General features: G+C 45.8%; 14 protein-coding genes. All 14 read right to left on the bottom strand.

Annotated elements, in window-relative coordinates; genetic code table 11:
• Nucleotides 1–2: 2 nt before the first annotated feature.
• Nucleotides 3–683: a sugar transferase gene (locus GT508_RS07045; protein ID WP_161143871.1), complete on the bottom strand. Its 681-nt coding sequence runs from the start codon at nt 681–683 to the stop codon at nt 3–5.
• A gap of 39 nt (nt 684–722) precedes the next feature.
• Nucleotides 723–1,925 carry a DegT/DnrJ/EryC1/StrS family aminotransferase gene (locus tag GT508_RS07040; RefSeq protein WP_161143870.1) on the bottom strand — a complete coding sequence of 401 codons (1,203 nt, stop codon included), beginning with the start codon at nt 1,923–1,925 and terminating at the stop codon, nt 723–725.
• A 25-nt stretch (nt 1,926–1,950) separates the two neighbouring features.
• A complete protein-coding gene (locus tag GT508_RS07035; RefSeq protein WP_243144089.1) occupies nt 1,951–3,765 on the bottom strand; it encodes a polysaccharide biosynthesis protein in 1,815 nt (604 codons plus the stop codon).
• Nucleotides 3,766–3,943: 178 nt separating this feature from the next.
• Nucleotides 3,944–5,380, bottom strand: a complete 1,437-nt coding sequence (locus tag GT508_RS07030; RefSeq protein ID WP_161143868.1) for an LCP family protein — start codon at nt 5,378–5,380, stop codon at nt 3,944–3,946.
• Between the two features lie 19 nt (nt 5,381–5,399).
• Nucleotides 5,400–6,197, bottom strand: a complete 798-nt coding sequence (locus GT508_RS07025) for an immunoglobulin-like domain-containing protein (protein WP_161143867.1) — start codon at nt 6,195–6,197, stop codon at nt 5,400–5,402.
• 11 nt (nt 6,198–6,208) lie between these two features.
• Nucleotides 6,209–6,904 (bottom strand): CpsD/CapB family tyrosine-protein kinase, encoded by a 696-nt coding sequence (locus GT508_RS07020; RefSeq protein ID WP_161143866.1) that lies wholly within the window; start codon nt 6,902–6,904, stop codon nt 6,209–6,211.
• A gap of 9 nt (nt 6,905–6,913) precedes the next feature.
• Nucleotides 6,914–7,696 (bottom strand): YveK family protein, encoded by a 783-nt coding sequence (locus GT508_RS07015; protein ID WP_161143865.1) that lies wholly within the window; start codon nt 7,694–7,696, stop codon nt 6,914–6,916.
• A 1-nt stretch (nt 7,697) separates the two neighbouring features.
• A complete protein-coding gene (locus tag GT508_RS07010; protein ID WP_161143864.1) occupies nt 7,698–8,423 on the bottom strand; it encodes a CpsB/CapC family capsule biosynthesis tyrosine phosphatase in 726 nt (241 codons plus the stop codon).
• 388 nt (nt 8,424–8,811) lie between these two features.
• Nucleotides 8,812–9,687, bottom strand: coding sequence for an NAD(P)-dependent oxidoreductase (locus GT508_RS07005; RefSeq protein ID WP_161143863.1), 876 nt, complete (start codon nt 9,685–9,687; stop codon nt 8,812–8,814).
• Nucleotides 9,688–9,709: 22 nt separating this feature from the next.
• A complete protein-coding gene (locus GT508_RS07000) occupies nt 9,710–10,387 on the bottom strand; it encodes an acyltransferase (RefSeq protein ID WP_055193692.1) in 678 nt (225 codons plus the stop codon).
• Between the two features lie 15 nt (nt 10,388–10,402).
• Nucleotides 10,403–12,448, bottom strand: a complete 2,046-nt coding sequence (locus GT508_RS06995; RefSeq protein ID WP_161143862.1) for a DNA topoisomerase — start codon at nt 12,446–12,448, stop codon at nt 10,403–10,405.
• Nucleotides 12,449–12,519: 71 nt separating this feature from the next.
• Complete coding sequence (gene ppk1, locus GT508_RS06990) at nt 12,520–14,658, bottom strand: polyphosphate kinase 1 (RefSeq protein WP_161143861.1); 2,139 nt, start codon at nt 14,656–14,658, stop codon at nt 12,520–12,522.
• Nucleotides 14,659–15,043: 385 nt separating this feature from the next.
• Complete coding sequence (gene asd, locus GT508_RS06985) at nt 15,044–16,129, bottom strand: aspartate-semialdehyde dehydrogenase (RefSeq protein ID WP_055282621.1); 1,086 nt, start codon at nt 16,127–16,129, stop codon at nt 15,044–15,046.
• Nucleotides 16,130–16,156: 27 nt separating this feature from the next.
• Nucleotides 16,157–17,533, bottom strand: a complete 1,377-nt coding sequence (gene argH / locus GT508_RS06980) for an argininosuccinate lyase (RefSeq protein ID WP_161143860.1) — start codon at nt 17,531–17,533, stop codon at nt 16,157–16,159.
• Between the last annotated feature and the right edge of the window lie 60 nt (nt 17,534–17,593).

Here is a 17,593-nt window from a genome sequence, read left to right as displayed (position 1 = left end):
ATTTACCTCATAACCGCCACTAAAGTCTTCGCCATAGTAGCAATTTCTCTCAAAAAACTAAACTTCCTAATACTCTCCAAATTATACTTCATCTTCTCCGGAAGCACCTTCTCCACATAAACTCTATCCACGTCATCTGCCGCATCTAAAAGCTCAGCTTCATCCTTATACTGAATACTAGCTTCACTAGTAATACCAGCCGGCAACAACAATGTAGCACGCATCTCTTTCGTATACTTCTTCACATATTTCGTTACCTCAGGTCTGGTTCCAACAAAACTCATATTCCCAGATAACACATCAAATATCTGTGGCAGTTCATCTAATCTATACTTTCTTAGAAACGCACCAGTTGGCGTAATGCGGTTATCTCCCGAAACAGTAACCGCACTTCCGATCTGATCAGCATTTGCAACCATCGTTCTAAACTTATGAATTCTAAATTTTTTACCATAAGTTGTAACTCGTTCCTGTCTATAAAACACTCCGCCTTTAGATTCCGTCGCAATTTTAACACTTATAACAATCATCGGTATTGCAGTCACAACAAGTACACACGTACCGACAACTATATCAAATGCACGTTTCATCACTAAGCTGAGCTTTTTTTTACTAAGAATATCATAATACTCTTTCACTTCATCACATTTCATATATTCAGGAAGATCTTCCCATTTTCTCATAACAATTCCTCATACTCTCAGCTGGGACCAACTCCCATATTATATATACTGCTTTACAATCGCACAATACTTTTCAATCACATACTCCACTTCTTCATCCGTCAATTTCGTATGAAGCGGCAATGTAATCTCATTCTCAAATCTCTTATAAGCATTCGGATAGTCCTTAATATCAAATCCCATATTCTTATAAGCAGTCATCATCGCTAATGGTTTATAATGCACATTACAAGCAATTCCTTCTTCAGCCATCTTCACAATAATTTCCTGTCTCTGTTCCAATGAAATACCAGGAACTCTTGTAATATATAAATGTCCTGATGACTGATGATCTTCTGTATAATGATTCAAGACTTCAATTCCAAGCGGTTTGAATGCTTCATCATACTTTCTAATAATTTCTTTTCTTCTTGCAAGTAATCCTTTATATCGTTTCATCTGTGCAAGACCGATTCCTGCAGTCACATCTGTCATATTACATTTATACCATGGTCCTACAATATCATACTCCCATGCTCCAAGCTGAGTCTTCGCCAATGCATCTTTTGACTGTCCATGAAGTGATAACAACTGATACTGATGATATATCTCTTCATTATCAATTCCATCAATATTCTTCCAGGCTACCGCGCCACCTTCTGCAGTTGTAAAGTTTTTAACCGCATGAAAACTGAAATTAGAAAAATCAGCGATGCTTCCAACCGGTTTGTTTTTCCATGTAGCCCCAAATGCATGTGCCGAATCTGCCATCACTACTACTCTTCCGATTGCTTTTTGTAATTCATTAGACGGATGGAATAAATGTTTCTTACTTTCTACAACTGAAAAAATTCGATCGTAATCACACGGAACGCCACCCAGATCAACCGGAATAACTACTTTTGTTTTTTCTGTAATCGCATCTGCCAGTTTATCATAATTCATTTCCAATGAATCATCCTGAACATCTACCATGACCAACTTAGCACCTACATGGCATACTACTGATGCTGTAGCCGTATATGTATAAGCTGGTACGATTACTTCGTCACCCTCCGTTACACCCAGTAGTCTTAAAGTCATCTCTGCACATGCTGTCTGAGAATTCAGGCATACAGCCCTGCTTGTTCCACACAGTCCTGCCACTTGACGCTCTAACTCTTTCGTCTTCGGTCCGGTTGTAATCCACCCCGATCTTAATGCTTCTGCAACCTGTTCGACTTCTTCTTCTGTAATATCCGGTGGTGAAAATGGAATTTTCATAATCTATACTTCCTTTCTATTCTCATTAAAACAATGCAACTTTCATTCCCTTTTTCGAATTTTCTTCATTTTCTCTATGTTGTTTTTTAAATGCCGTCTTATTTACCTCTTCCGGTTTTTTGAACGTTGGAACAACCTTTCTCAACACTTCTTTCGCCTTCAAGTCGTCATCCGTAGCACAAGCTTCCTTCAACATTGCAAGTTTGTCATCAATTTCGGCTGCACTGAGTGCAGTATCTCTTTCGATAAAAATCATGCTGTTCTCTGTCTTGTCCAGTTCCTCTGTCTTTACCAATAACTCTTCATAAAGCTTTTCGCCCGGACGAAGCCCCGTCTCAACAATCTCAATCCCCTGCACTCCGGATAAGCGGATCATATTCTCGGCAAGATCCATAATCTTCACAGGTTTTCCCATATCCAGTACAAACAGTTCACCATTCTGCGCCATTGCACCACTTTGCAGTACCAGCTGAGACGCTTCCGGAATCGTCATAAAGTACCGGATGATTCTCTTGTCTGTGATTGTCACAGGACCGCCATTTGCAATCTGTCTTTTGAACAGCGGAATCACCGATCCTGCGCTTCCAAGTACATTGCCGAATCTGGTTGCACTATACTTTACATTTCCATGTGTACTTGCACTCTGTACGATCATCTCACACATACGCTTTGTGGCACCCATGACATTCGTCGGATTGACTGCCTTATCCGTAGATACCATCATAAATCGTTCCGCACCATATTCTTCGCATAATTCCACCATGGTTTTCGTTCCAAATATATTGTTTTCAATTGCCTCAATACAATTATGTTCCATCAATGGCACATGTTTATGCGCAGCGGCGTTAATTACAATTTGCGGATGATACTGTTCGAATATTCTTGTCATCGCCTTTCGATTCGTAATTGACGCAATCTCAACCTGTAACTTTAATTTTCCTTTGTAGGCAATTTTCAGTTCCTGCTGTACATCATAAGCACCATTTTCATAGATGTCCAGAATAACCAGCTGTTTCGGCTGCATCTTAGCCATCTGACGGCAGAGTTCCGATCCAATCGAGCCTCCGCCACCGGTGATCAATACTACTTTATCTTTGTAATATGCATTCGTCTGTTCATCTGCAACTACCAGCGGCTTTCTAAAGAGTAATTCCTCAATGTCGAACTCTCTCAGATATCTTTTCCCTCCGGCAGCATGCATCGTCGGATAATCATAGATTTTCACTTTATAGCCGGCATTCTTATAATAATCATACAGTTCTTTACGCTTTTCTGTCTCCATAGACGGAATTGCAAAGATAATCTCCTGCACTTCATAATCATCCAGCTTCGATAATGTTGCATCCGTTTCCGACCATACAGGAATCCCCTGAATCTCACGTCCTACTTTTTCCTTATTAATATCGATAAAGCATCTTGGAACGTAAGATGCCTGCTCGTTATTCAGCAGTTCTTCTGCAAGACCGACACCTACGCGGCCTGCACCGATAATCGCAATTTTGATTTTCTGGATTTCTTTTTCACGTCCTGCATCAATTCCCGAGAATATCTTCAGAAGCACCGCCCAGAATCTACCCTGTATATCATTACTGTTCCCACATTTATATGCATAGCGGTACAACATACGTATCGTTAATGCTCCAAGCAGATCTACACTTACAAGAGAAAGCATTCTTGCAAAAGTAATGCTTTCAACAGGAAGAAGAAATTCTATGATCATATAGAGCACACATGCTATTCCATCTGCAAAGATCAGGCGCATATAGCACTGGATGCCTCCATATCTCCATACCTGTCCATATATATTTCCAAGCAGGCGGATGCCAAATATGCACACCATAGATATACACATTTGTTGAAGTATGCCTGTATATGATAATTTATCATTTCCTCCGTATAGTCTCAGCAATAATATTGCCGACAATAAATATATCAATATATCATAGCAGACCAACATCCACCGAATATGAACTTTTTTCTTCTCCTGTATTTTCATAACCTGTTTCTCTTTTCCTATACTATTTCTCTGTTAATACTTTTTGCATCTTATCACTTATATTTGCTACCACTGCTTCATCCGGCCACATCACATACAATAATTGTGATCCAGATGAATAACAAGCCTGCGTATCCCCCTTACCGGACGCCGCCTGCGATTCAATCTTCCAACTTGCCCCGTCATTAAGCTGCATGTTAATGAATTTTGCCATCTCATCCGATGTCATATTCGTCTCTACACAATCACTGATCGTTGCCAGGATCTCGTTAGCACTCTTAATGATCGCCGGAGATGTGGCTTTCTGAATAATCGCAGTCAATACCGCTTCCTGATCCTTACCACGCTGGTTATCTCCCTCTGCAAAACTATATCTCTCTCTTGAGAAAGTAAGTGCCTGTGCTCCATTCATATGATTTATGCCTTTATGGAAGCTATATCCATTCTTTTCGAACTCCACTTCCGAATTCACATCCACACCGCCAAGCGCATCTACTATCGTCTCCAGTGATGTAAAGTTCACCCTCGCATAGTAACTGATGTCGATTCCATACAGATTCTCCAGTGTTGCCATAGAAGCATCTACTCCATAGATACCTGCGTGTGTCAGCTTATCCCTTGCATCACCCGATACCCCCGGGATCGTAACATAATAATCTCTCGGTGTCGTTGTGAGCAGGATCTGCTTCGTATTCGGATTCACCGTCATAATAATATTTACATCACTTCGACTGTTCGTTGTAATAGGACCGGACACATCAATACCGCTGATAAACACATTGAACGGTTCCGTCACATCAGCTTTCTTCTCACTTTTTACCTTCGTCTTAATTCCATACTGATACAGAATCTTGACTTTCTCCGAGAACCCCTCTACCGACTCATCGATCATACTCATATACCCCTCATTGAACACCGCCGCGTCCACATTTCCATTCAGAAGTGCATTTGCCTCATCCGTCAATGATTCGTATTCTTCGGTCTTCACGTCTTTGCCGACTTTCTTCTCGATGTCCTTGATCATCTTATCGGTATTCTTCTGATCTACTGCCGTCTGATAACCGAACCGGTAATCCTCGGCATCTTCGATGTTCTTCGCAGAATCACCTTTCTTCACGACCACGACCATGTTATCCGTCTTGTAGGTGGCTCCGCCGACTTTCTTAAGTACATCATCGGTCTTCATCATTCCCATGCTGATCGCCGCCAGTATGATGGTCATCAGGAGACTGATGATCATACCTGTATAGCGCAGCACCTTATTCTTCGGATACTGCAGGATATGTGTCGCACCGAAGAGTACTGCCAGTGCCCCGATCAGGAAGATCAGGTACTTCTTCGGCAGCATCCCGCTGCCTGCCACAGTCACGATGCAGATCACCGATACCAGAAGCTGGATCAGTGTGATCAGTTTTCCTATCAGGTTCTTTCTTTCCATTTCCAGAAGTCTCTGTCTCATATCATTCATCCTTCGTCTGTTACTGTACAGTGAGTGTAAATGTGATCGGATCTGAGGTATTACCGTCACTGTCCTGTACGTAATACTGTAATGTATAGGTTCCTGCCTGGTTCACATTGTAATTACCGTCAATATGAAGCCCGCGGAACAAGGTGTCTCTATCGTCTTTGTCATCCACTGCATCGGTCACTTCATTCAGTGCATTGAATGATGTGCCTCTGGCTATCGTCTTCGCATCTTCGGCAAGCTTCATTGCCGGGCGTGTGCCATTCGGCTGCAGGGCCGCACTCTGCTGGTCTGCGCTCTGCTGGTCTGCTGCCGCTGCATCCTGTGCGGTCTCTTCTGTCTTCTTTTCTTCAGCAGTCTTCTTTGCCTTTGCTTTTTTTGATTTCTTCTTCGTCTTCTTTTCCGACTTTTCATCCGTCTTCTGCGTTGTATCTTCCGAAGCCGTATCCTGTGCGGTCTCTTCTGCCGCATCACTGTCTTCTGCTTCCTGATAGGTCACTTCCCGGCTTGCTGTTCCTACATTTTTCGCCTTGTCTGTGACACCGTAATAGACAACTGCCTTCTTCTTACTGACCGGCACGACCTTTTCTACAAATACCTCACTGGTCAGGTCTCCGTCCTTATCGTCCTGTGCCGTCACGCCTTCCAGAAGCTTTCCGTAGTCTTCTCCTTCTGTATAGGCAATCTTCTCACTCTGGTCTACTTTTATCTCCGGTGCAGTGCGGTCCTGATTCTTATAGGTCATATATCCTGCACCTGCCAGTGCTATACATCCGGCCGTCAACAGGCCGGTAACCACGCGCTGGTTCATACGCTCACCCTCTATTTCTTTCCGTTTTCTCCGTAATTGCCATAGTAATCACCGTAGTATTTACCATAATACTTGTTCTGTTTCATATCTACTTTATTCAATACCACGCCGAGAATCGGGCAGTCTGCCTTCTCCAGCTGGTCTTTTACCACTCTGGCGAACTTGTAGCTGATCGTCTTCGCTGAGATGACCATCACAGATGCATCTGAGAATTTTGCAATGATCGCCGCATCGATAACGCTTCCGAGCGGCGGCGCATCGATGATCACATAATCATACGCCTGTCTTGCACCGTCAAGGAAGGCTTCGAACCTTCTGCTGCCGAGCAGTTCTGCAGGATTCGGCGGAACCGGTCCCGCGAATGTCACGAAGAGATTCGGTTCCTGTGTTCTTAAGATCACTTCTTTTACATCGGCCTGTCCGGAGAGGAAGTGTGTCAGTCCCTTCACTTCTCCTGTGACTCTGTGGCGTCCCATCAGGACGGATTTCCGAAGGTCTGCGTCCACAAACAGGACTCTCTTGCCGCCTTCTGCGAGGGACGCTGCAAGTCCCATCGTCACGGTACTCTTCCCTTCGTTCGGTGTACAGCTTGTGAATACGATTACTTTCTTATCTGATCCGGAGAATTCGATGTTGGTACGAAGCGTCTTGTATGCTTCGTTGCTCCGGTAATCTTTCGTTAGATTCTTTAATACTATCTCTGCCATGTCCTTCTCCTATCTTCTGCTTTTTACAGCATTTCTTGATTCTCTCTGCTGCTTCGCTCTCTTCGGTGCACTGCTTCCTTCCTGGATCGGGATGGAAGTCAGTACATTCAGTCCGAGGTACTTTTCTACGTCATCCGGAGTCTTGACCGTATCATCTAAGATAGAGATCAGTACAATGAATCCCATAGAGATGACAAGTCCGAGCAGTGCACCGAGCATCATGTTCTTCTTGACATTCGGGGAAGACGGGCTGGTCGGAAGGTTACCTTCTTCTACGGTGTTGACAGAATCCGCACTCATGATCTCTGTGATCTGTACGCTGACTGCTTTTCTGAGTGTGTCTGCGATCTGTTTTGCTTCTTTCGGATCATCGTCCGTCACACTGATGCTCATGATACGTGTGTCGGTCGGTGTCTCTGTGGTGATCATACCTGCCAGTTCTTCCGGTGTCACATCAAGCTTCAGCTTGGAGATGGTCTTCTCCAGTACCGGGCGGCTCTTTACCAGTTCCATATAGTCCTTTGTCAGCATGCTTCCCGTCTGCAAGTCTGTGTAGGTTGCGCTTGCGGAGGTGTCGTCATTCTTCGCCATAACGAAGAGCTTTGTTACTGACGTGTACTTCGGTGTCACGAACATCTTCGTTCCCACGAACGCTACCAGTGCCATGAATACTGCAGACAGAATAATTATCGTCTTCTTGGCCCATAAGGCACTGAATAATTCCATCAGATCAATGGTAACTTCGTCATCCTGAATCTCCTGATTCATCATTCCATAATTTTCTCGGCTCATCTTAATCTCTCTTCTTCAGCATACTCTTGGCATTGCTGTAGAATATCCTCCTTGTATAATCTTCTCCGTATCGTTTCTCTACGTGAGCGGCCGCCTTCTTCATCTTCGGCGGTCTGTGCTTTGTATCGTGTGCATCGGTTCCGACGCAGAATACCAGGTCGCGGTTCATCAGTTCTTCGATGAACTTTCGGATCTTACGGCCGGATCCCCCGGTGATGCTGTCTGCATTTACCTGCAGGTTCACACCCATATCGTACAGTTCTTCCGCAAGTTCTACATCTTCGGCGATGCAGTGATAGCGCTCGACATGCGCCAGTATGACTTCGTATCCTGCGAACTGCAGCTGCTGGATCCCCTGTCTGATGTAGCTGTATGTCTGTGAGGGCGGAAATTCTACCAGTACATACTCTCTGCGGTTCATCGAAAGGATCTTTCCTTCTTTTAATTTGTCTGCAACATCCTGTCCGAAATAGACTTCCGTTCCAAGGTATACCCGGAAGCGTTCGTCAATCTCGTGTGCTGCTTCGCGCACAAGCTTTGCCTTTTCACGAAGCTTCTCCACCGGTGCCTTTCCGCGGTGCGGATGGTGGTGAGGGGTTGCTATGATACACCGGATTCCTTCTGCGTATGCGATCTCAAGCATCTTCTTCGTCTCGGCAAGGTCTTTCGCCCCGTCATCGACTCCCGGCAGAATGTGGCAATGCATATCTATGTAACATTCTTTCATCTGGTGGTTACTCCTTTATTCTCTGCTTTTTTATCGGTTTCTTACAAGTTTGAATAAATTCATTATATCTTTTTCTTCTCTGCGCATATTTTTGCGCACCAAAATACCCCCCCCCCCGGTATTCTTATCATTTCATACCAATGGAAGGAAGGGTATCTCTCAAGCTCTTCGTATATTTATACATGTTATAAATGTTATGTAATATCTCTATATTCGGTTTTCTGTTTTTGAAACACAAATAACTGGGATTATTATATATCATTTTTTTGCCCACATCCCTCATCCATTCATAAACATATATGATTTTATCATATCTTTAAGCAGGCTTCAACTATGTATCAACAATTTATACAATTTTCCCTATTTTTTATCTTTTTTTCGACATGTTTTATACGTCCATCTCTTCTTCGTAGTACTTGATCAGTGCCTGGGTGCCGAGATCTCCGCAGCCTTCTGCCTGGAGGAGTTCGTAGTTGGCAAGCACCTGGCTTAATACGTCCAGATTGAGATTGCTCATGTTCGCTTCGGTAAGGGCGATCTTCATGTCTTTGACGAAGTGCTTCAGGAAGAATCCCGGTGCGTAGTCTCCTGCCAGGATCTTCGGTCCGAAGGTATCTAACTGCTTGCTTCCTGCCGCTCCGGTCGATACGGAATCGAGTACCGTCTGAAGGTTAAGGCCTTTTGCCTTCGCATAGGTGAGTGCCTCGCAGACTCCGGATAAGGTGCCGGCGATCATGATCTGGTTCGCAAGCTTGGCGTGCTGGCCGCATCCTGATCCTCCCTGGTAGTTGATGTTGGTTCCCATCGCCTCGAATAACGGCATGCAGGCTTCGTAGTCTTCTCTGGAGCCGCCGACCAGGATGGAGAGTGTACCGTTCTTTGCTCCGGTGTCACCGCCGGTGACCGGTGCGTCCAGTACGTGGAAGCCTCTTTTGGTTCCTTCTTCTGCGATCTTCTGGTCCAGCATCGGGCTTGTGGTCGTCATGTCGATCAGGTATGCGCCTTCTCTTGCGCTGTCTAAGATGTTGCCTGCATCGAAGTAGACTTCTTCTACATCGGTCGGGAAGCCTACGATGGTGATGACTGCTTCTGCGTCTTTTACGCAGTCTGCGATGGTGTCGTGGAAGGTGGCTCCTTCGTTGATCACGTCTTCGACTTTGGATCTGGTTCTGGCGTAGATGTGTAATTCGAATCCTGCTTTCATGAGATTGCGGACCATGGATCTGCCCATGATGCCTACGCCGATGAATGCTATTTTGTTCATTGATTTTTCCTCCGTGTGTTGATTACTCTTCTACTTTCTCCACTACTTCGCCCTGTCTCTTGTAGATGCTGTGTGCCGGTACGAATCCTCTGACGCTTGACAGTGGGTAGATGTTGCTGTGGCTTCCGATCACGGTTCCCGGATTCAGTACGCTGCCGCAGCCGACTTCTACTTCGTCTCCGAGCATGGCTCCGAATTTCTTAAGACCTGTCTCGATCCTTTCGTCTCCGGCTTTTACTACGACGAGCTTTTTGTCGGATTTGACATTGGATGTGATGGATCCGGCCCCCATGTGGGATTTGTAGCCGAGGATGGAATCGCCCACGTAATTATAGTGCGGCACCTGTACTTTATTGAACAGGATGACGTTCTTAAGTTCTGTCGAGTTGCCTACGACTGCACCTTCGCCGACGATCGCATTTCCGCGGATGAATGCGCACTGGCGGACTTCTGCGTTCTTTCCGATGATCGCCGGTCCGTGGATGTAGGCTGTCTGGAATACGGTTGCGGATTTGGCGATCCATACGTCTTCGCCGACCTGATCGTATTCATCTGCCGGAAGGGTCTTTCCGAGTTCTTTGATGAAGCCGCTGATCTTTGGAAGGATTTCCCATGGGTAGGTGGCTCCTTCGAAGATGTCTTTTGCGATGGTTTCATCCATGTGGTTGTAGAGGTTTTTGATGGTTAATTGTTCTGACATGTTGGTTCTCCTTTTTTATTTTTTAGTTTTTCCGGTCTTTCTCACCGGCTTCTTATAAAACTGCGCTGCCTTATCATAGCACGCCCGCATCTGATACTGATTGTTCAGACCTTTGACTGCAAGTGTGCGTCTTGATACAAAATCATCCAGCTTTTTCATATATTCATCTGATGTGATATCTCCGTCTGCTACATACGTCAGACCTTTTTCCCAGCTTGCCGTAAGTTCTGGGTTCAGGAGCGGCCGGATGGAATGGTCTACGACATCGTAGATCATTTCCCCTAACATCGTCGGCGTGACGATCTGGGTCTTTTTATTGAGGGCCAGATATTTATTATTGAATAATTTCTTCAGTATCTCGCCTCTGGTGGCACTGGTGCCGATTCCGCTTCCTTTGATCTGGGCTCGGAGTTCTTCGTCTTCGATGAGCTGTCCTGCATTTTCCATGGCAAGGATCAGTGAACCGGAGTTGTAGCGCTTCGGCGGCGAGGTCTTGCCTTCTTTGATGTCCAGGGACTGCACCGGAAGAGTCATGCCTTTCTTGAGGCTCTGGATCCTGGCGAAGAAGGCTGCATCAGTGTCTTTGTCCTCGGTACTGTCTGTATTATCGTTATTGTCGTTCTTCCTGCCCGGCACGCCTGTAACTTTCAGATAGCCTTCTTCTGCCAGTACTTTGAAGCTTGAGAAGAAGGATTCTTCTTTGATCTTCGTCACGATCGATACTTTCTGATAGACAGCCGGTGGGTAGAAGATACTTAAGAATCGTCTTACGATCACATCATACACCCTCTGTGACAGATTTGGAAGTCCTTTTAGTGCTCCCATGCCCTGTCCTGTCGGGATGATCGCATAGTGGTCTGTGATCTGTTTGTCGTTGACGTATCTCGTCTTCTCCAGTCCTTTGTGGCTGCCAAATTTCACGACATCCTGAAGATATGGCTTTGCCGGTTCGTACTGCATCAGGCCGTTCAAGTTCTTGTGGATCTCTTTTGCCACTGCTGTCGACAGGACACGGGCATCTGTTCTTGGGTAGGTGACGAGCTTTTTTTCATATAGTTCCTGGATGATCCGGAGGGTCTCATCCGGGCTGATCTTGAACCGCTTGGAACATTCATTCTGGATCTCGGCCAGGTTGAATAATAACGGCGGGTTCTTCTTTTCTTTCTTTTTTTCTATGGACACGATCTGGCAAGTCAGGGGCTGGCTGGCGTCTGACTCGCTGTTGCTTAGGAAGCGGATCAGTTCTTCTGCCTTTTCCTTTTCTTTGAATCCATTTTCCTTATAGAGGTCGAAGGATTCGAACCATTTTGATCCTTTGACTGCCCGCCATTCGCCTTCGAATGTTGCCCCTTTCTCTCCGATGGTGCTTAGGACTCTGTAGAACGGGGTCTCTACGAATTCCCTGATCTCCCGTTCTCTGCGCACGACCATGCCGAGAACGCAGGTCATAACGCGGCCTACGGATACGACGGAATATTTCGTATTCAGATAATTGGAGATGCTGTTACCGTATTTTAATGTCAGAAGGCGGGAGAAGTTGATTCCCATCAGGTAGTCTTCTTTGGCTCTTAGGTAAGCCGATGCTGCCAGGTTGTCGTATTCTTTTAAGTCTTTTGCTTCTTTGATCCCGCGCAGGATCTCTTCTTCTGTCTGGGAGTCGATCCATACGCGGCGGCGGTTCTTGCCTTTTACGCCTGCCTGCTGTTCGACCAGACGGTAGATGTATTCTCCTTCCCGTCCCGAGTCAGTACAGACGTAGATGGTGTCTACGTCTGTGCGGTTCAGCAGTCCCGATACGATTCGGAACTGCTTTGACACTGCCGGGATGACTTCGTATTTGAATTCCTGCGGGATAAAAGGCAGAGTCTCAAGACTCCACCTTTTTAATGCCGGATCGTATTCTTCCGGATAACTCATTGTGACCAGGTGTCCGACGCACCATGTTACGATTGCTTCTGCTGATTCGAGATATCCGTCTTTTCTCTGTGTATTAATATGCAATGCCTTGGCGAACTCCTGCGCTACGCTGGGTTTTTCGGCAATGTATAGTGATTTTCCCATGTAATTGTGTTACTCCTTGGTGAGCCGATGGGGACGGGAATTACTGGCTTTTTTCCTGTCCCTGATGGCTTTTATTTTTTTCTGTGCCGAAGGGACAGGAAAAAAGCCAGTAATCCCCGTCCCCGTTGGTCTTCTTCTCGGCCGCCATGCTGTGCTTCTTCCATGAAAACTGCCTGAGAGTCCACAGCTTTTATGCCGCCGGTCCGTTTCATATATGTGCCGTCTTTCTGCATGATCCTTGCTTTCACGTTATCGCTTAACATGATCTTCAGGTCATGGTTGATCTGGCGTCTGATCTGCCCGTCTAATACCGGGCAGGCTACTTCTACTCTTTTTTCTGTATTTCTTGTCATCATGTCTGCGGAGCCGATATAGATCTTCTGCTCTTTGCCGGTTCCGAAGCTGAAGATACGTGGATGTTCCAGATAGCGGCCAACCACACTCATCACTCTGACATTTTCCGTAAATCCAGGCACTCCCGGTAGTATACAGCAGATTCCGCGAACAATCAAGTCTACCCTTACTCCGGCGCAGGAGGCCTCGGATACTTTCTTTATGAAGTCCACATCTGTCACGGAGTTCATCTTCATAATGATGCGTCCTTCGCTTCCTTTTGCTATCTCTTCGTCCATCATCTGTAAGATACGGCTCTTTAAACTGACCGGTGATACGATCAGGTATTGATAGCTGCCCTGCAGATTGCCGATGGACATATTCTTGAAAAATTCTGCGGCGTCCTGTCCGATTCGCGGATCAGCAGTCATCAGGGACAGATCGGTATACATGGCAGCTGTCTTCTCGTTATAATTGCCAGTTCCGACCTGTGTGATATACTGGATGTCATTGCGGTTCCTGTATGTGATCAGACAGATCTTGGAATGCACTTTGTAACCGTCAAATCCGTAGATCACACGGCATCCTGCCTCTTCCAGACGTTCCGACCAGTCGATGTTGTTCTGCTCGTCAAATCTTGCACGCAGCTCGATCAGCACGGTAACTTCTTTTCCATTTTCCGCAGCTGCGCACAGGTATTCCACCAGTCTTGCCTTCTTCGCCAGGCGGTAGATGGTGATCTTGATCGTCATAACGTTCGGATCTGCCGCGGCATCTTTGATCAGCTTCAGGAACGGATCCATGCTTTCGTATGGGTAGAACAACAGGATATCATTCTTTTTCACCTGTTTTAACATGTTTCCGTCCTGTACATGTGCTGATTTTTGCGGGGAGAATGGTTCGTAGACCAGTGCTTTCTTCATGGATTCCGGGAGATTTCCTGCGATGGAGAACATATAATCCAGTTTCATCGGCATCTTCGTGCGGAAGATCTGCTCCGGTGTGATCTTGAATTTCTTACAGAAGTATTCCTGCATTTCCGGTGTCAGTTTCTCCGCTGTTTCTAATCTTACTACCGCCATCCTGCGGCGTTTGTGCAGGGTACTCTGCATGAGTTTCCGGAAGTCATCGGTGACCTCCAGTGCCTCATCGTCCGGAGATACGTCTGCATTTCTTGTCACGCAGATGTAGTTCGGGTCGGATACTTCGTACTGGTCAAATACCAGATTGAGGTATTCCATGATGACTTTCTCCATGCGGATATAACGGATGTCATGTCCCGGAAGCATCAGGATATCGGATACATAGGTCGGAACCGGTACGATTCCGAGGATCTGTTCTTTTTCTTTGTCGTCTTTATTCTTCCTGCTATTGATATGCTTCAGATTGGCTGTTACGTAGATATCTTTATTCATAAGATGCGGGAACGGGTGGCTGCTGTCTACGATCTGCGGTGACAGTACCGGCAGGATCTGCTCTTTGAAACATTTCTTAACATATTTCTTCTCATCTGTCTCCAGTTCTTTAAAGTCCAGTCCGCAGACTCCGTATGGGGACAGTTCTTTCTTGATCCCGGCGTAGGTCTTGTCACGTTCTTTATATAACGGGGCAACTGCGGCGTAGATCGCATCCAGCTGCTCCTGCGGCGTCATTCCCGACCGGCTGTCTCTGTGTCTGTCGTCTGTCTGCACCATGTCATAGAGACTTCCGACACGGATCATGAAGAATTCATCTAAGTTACTGGTGAAGATGGCCACGAATTTCATACGTTCTAATAGCGGCACGCTCTTATCTCTTGCTTCTTCCAATACACGCTGATCGAATCTCAGCCAGGAAAGTTCTCGGTTCTGTGTGTAGTTCAATAGTTCTCGGTCCATAGGGGCTTCCTCCGTTTCTTGCCATGGGGCCATGGGGACGGTGTTTTTGGTTTTTTTAGTGTCCCCACCGGCACTTTGTAATCAGCGAATTTATTGTATACTTTATTATAGCAAAACCATCTTTTATTCTCAACACTGAGATGTATGGTGTTCAGATTTGTGATCGGATTTTGTATCGGCAGGCGGGACCGGCTTCTTTGCTGGAGATATAACGTATAAAAAGGCGGGAACTGCGCCTTTTTACATGTTGCAGTTCCCGCCTTTTTATATGTTATGCTTTCATCTTTTTTATGTTTTTGCCTTTTTATGTCTTCGCCTTATGAATGCTAAGCCGGTGAGTGTACCACCAGGGACACTAAAAAAGCCGGATTTCCCGTCCCCCTGGCTACTTCGCCTGAATGTATCCCTTAGCAGTCAGTGCTTCGGCGCAAAGTACGGCTCCGCCTGCCGCACCGCGGACAGTGTTGTGTGACAGTCCGATGAATTTGTAATCATACATGCTGTCTTCTCTCAGACGTCCGATGGATACGCCCATTCCGTTCTCGTAGTTAACGTCAGCTTTTACCTGTGGTCTGTCGTCTTCTGACAGGTACTGGATGAACTGTTTTGGTGCACTTGGAAGTTCTGCTTCCTGCGGGAATCCCTTGAAGCTTTCCAGTTTTTCAATCAGCTGTTCTTTGGTTGGCTTCTTTTCGAAGTTGATGAATACAGCTGCCGTGTGTCCGTTCAGTACAGGAACTCTTAAGCACTGGCATGTGATCTTTGGCTCTTCTGCAAGTTTAATTTCACCATTTTCCAGTGTTCCGAGTACACGCAGAGGTTCTTTTTCGCTCTTTTCTTCTTCTCCTCCGATGTATGGGATGATATTCTCGATCATTTCCGGCCAGTCTTTGAATGTCTTACCTGCTCCGGAGATTGCCTGGTATGTTGTTACAACAACTTCTTTTGGTCCGAATTCTTTCCATGCTGCAAGTGCAGGTGTGTAGCTCTGGATGGAGCAGTTTGGTTTTACTGCGATGAATCCGCGTGTTGTTCCGAGACGTTCTTTCTGAGTCTTGATGAGGTCGAAATGTGCTGCGTTGATCTCAGGTACTACCATCGGTACATCTTTTGTCCAGCGGTGTGCGCTGTTGTTTGATACAACCGGTGTCTCTGTCTTTGCATATGCTTCTTCGATCGCTTTGATCTCGTCTTTTGTCATATCTACGGCACTGAATACGAAATCTACGGTAGAAGATACTTCTTCTACTTCATTTACATTCTTTACGATCAGTTTCTTAACGCCTTCCGGCATTGGTGTATCCATTTTCCAACGTCCGCCGACTGCCTCTTCGTATGTCTTTCCTGCGGAACGCGGGCTTGCTGCTACTGTTACTACTTCGAACCAAGGGTGATTTTCAAGCAATGAGATAAAACGCTGTCCAACCATTCCTGTTGCTCCTAAAATACCTACTCTTAATTTCTTCTCCATCTTCTTTTCTCTCCCTTTCTTTTGTTCTTATTCAGCCATATATTTCTTATAAGCTGCGATCGACTTCTCCATCGCATCCTTTCCCGGTGCTCCGATCGTGATACGCTTATTCACACATGTCTCAAGATCAATTGCTTCATATATGTCTTCTTCGAATACCGGTGAGATTTTCTTGTACTCTTCCAGCGGAAGTGCATCTAACGGGATCTTCTTCTCGATACAGGTCAGCACAAGTTTTCCTACGATGCCGTGTGCATCTCTGAATGGTACACCGTGATTTACCAGATAATCTGCCGCATCTGTTGCGTTGGTGAACCCGTGTTTTGCACTTTCTTCCATGCGGTCTTTGTTGAACTGCATGGTCTTTAACATGCCGGCAAATAATGTGATGCATCCTTTTGCGGTATCCATGGCATCGAATGCCCATTCTTTATCTTCCTGCATGTCTTTATTGTATGCAAGCGGGATCCCTTTCATTGTGGTAAGGAGTGCATTGAGCGCACCATATACGCGTCCTGTCTTACCTCTTACGAGTTCTGCGATATCCGGGTTCTTCTTCTGCGGCATGATACTGCTTCCGGTGCTGTATGCGTCATCGATCTCCACGAACTGGTATTCATTCGAATTCCAGATGATGACTTCCTCACAGAATCTGCTCAGGTGCATCATGATGATGCTGAGTGCAGATAACAGTTCTAATAAGTAATCTCTGTCGGATACCCCGTCCATGCTGTTCAGTGTCGGTCCGTCGAATCCAAGTAATTCGGCTGTGTACTCACGGTCCAGCGGATAGGTTGTCCCCGCAAGTGCTCCGGAACCGAGCGGACAGGTATTCATACGCTTTGCGATGTCCTGCAGTCTCTCGTGGTCTCTGCGGAACATTTCAAAATATGCTCCCATGTGGTGGGCCAGTGTGATCGGCTGCGCTTTCTGAAGATGTGTGAATCCAGGCATGTATGTCTCGACATTTTCCTCCATCACGTGAAGGATCACTTCCAGAAGTTCTTTTACCTGTGCGTCGATCTCGTGGATCTCGTCTCTGGTGAAAAGCTTCATATCTAATGCAACCTGGTCATTTCTGCTTCGTCCGGTGTGAAGCTTCTTTCCCGGATCGCCGATGCGGTCGATCAGTGTTGCTTCCACAAAGCTGTGGATGTCCTCATATTTATCTGATATTTCTAATTTTCCGGACTCTACATCTGCCAAAATGCCATTCAGTCCGTCTGTGATCTGTTCTTTTTCTTCTTCCGTTAAGATTCCCTGCTTTGCAAGCATTGCTACATGTGCAAGACTGCCTTTGATATCCTGCTTATAGAATCTTTTGTCAAATGTAATGGAAGCGTTGAAATTATATACTAACTGGTCTGTTTCTTTTGTGAAACGGCCTCCCCATAACTGTGCCATATGGATTTCTTCCTTTCATTTTTAAGTTTACTGTTTCAGATTTTAACACATTTCCGCGTA

This window comes from Dorea sp. BIOML-A1, assembly GCF_009875615.1.
GTDB classification, from domain to species: domain Bacteria; phylum Bacillota; class Clostridia; order Lachnospirales; family Lachnospiraceae; genus Dorea_A; species Dorea_A amylophila.
Note: the sequence above shows the minus strand (reverse complement) of the source record. Positions and strands in the feature narration are given on the sequence as shown.

What these genes read in the sequence shown, in the direction of transcription:
- GT508_RS07045 (WP_161143871.1), bottom strand. Translation starts at nt 683, where the DNA reads ATGAGAAAATGGGAAGATCTTCCTGAATATATGAAATGTGATGAAGTG.
- GT508_RS07040 (WP_161143870.1), bottom strand. Translation starts at nt 1,925, where the DNA reads ATGAAAATTCCATTTTCACCACCGGATATTACAGAAGAAGAAGTCGAA.
- GT508_RS07035 (WP_243144089.1), bottom strand. Translation starts at nt 3,765, where the DNA reads ATGGTGTGCATATTTGGCATCCGCCTGCTTGGAAATATATATGGACAG.
- GT508_RS07030 (WP_161143868.1), bottom strand. Translation starts at nt 5,380, where the DNA reads ATGAGACAGAGACTTCTGGAAATGGAAAGAAAGAACCTGATAGGAAAA.
- GT508_RS07025 (WP_161143867.1), bottom strand. Translation starts at nt 6,197, where the DNA reads ATGAACCAGCGCGTGGTTACCGGCCTGTTGACGGCCGGATGTATAGCA.
- GT508_RS07020 (WP_161143866.1), bottom strand. Translation starts at nt 6,904, where the DNA reads ATGGCAGAGATAGTATTAAAGAATCTAACGAAAGATTACCGGAGCAAC.
- GT508_RS07015 (WP_161143865.1), bottom strand. Translation starts at nt 7,696, where the DNA reads ATGAGCCGAGAAAATTATGGAATGATGAATCAGGAGATTCAGGATGAC.
- GT508_RS07010 (WP_161143864.1), bottom strand. Translation starts at nt 8,423, where the DNA reads ATGAAAGAATGTTACATAGATATGCATTGCCACATTCTGCCGGGAGTC.
- GT508_RS07005 (WP_161143863.1), bottom strand. Translation starts at nt 9,687, where the DNA reads ATGAACAAAATAGCATTCATCGGCGTAGGCATCATGGGCAGATCCATG.
- GT508_RS07000 (WP_055193692.1), bottom strand. Translation starts at nt 10,387, where the DNA reads ATGTCAGAACAATTAACCATCAAAAACCTCTACAACCACATGGATGAA.
- GT508_RS06995 (WP_161143862.1), bottom strand. Translation starts at nt 12,448, where the DNA reads ATGGGAAAATCACTATACATTGCCGAAAAACCCAGCGTAGCGCAGGAG.
- ppk1 (WP_161143861.1), bottom strand. Translation starts at nt 14,658, where the DNA reads ATGGACCGAGAACTATTGAACTACACACAGAACCGAGAACTTTCCTGG.
- asd (WP_055282621.1), bottom strand. Translation starts at nt 16,129, where the DNA reads ATGGAGAAGAAATTAAGAGTAGGTATTTTAGGAGCAACAGGAATGGTT.
- argH (WP_161143860.1), bottom strand. Translation starts at nt 17,533, where the DNA reads ATGGCACAGTTATGGGGAGGCCGTTTCACAAAAGAAACAGACCAGTTA.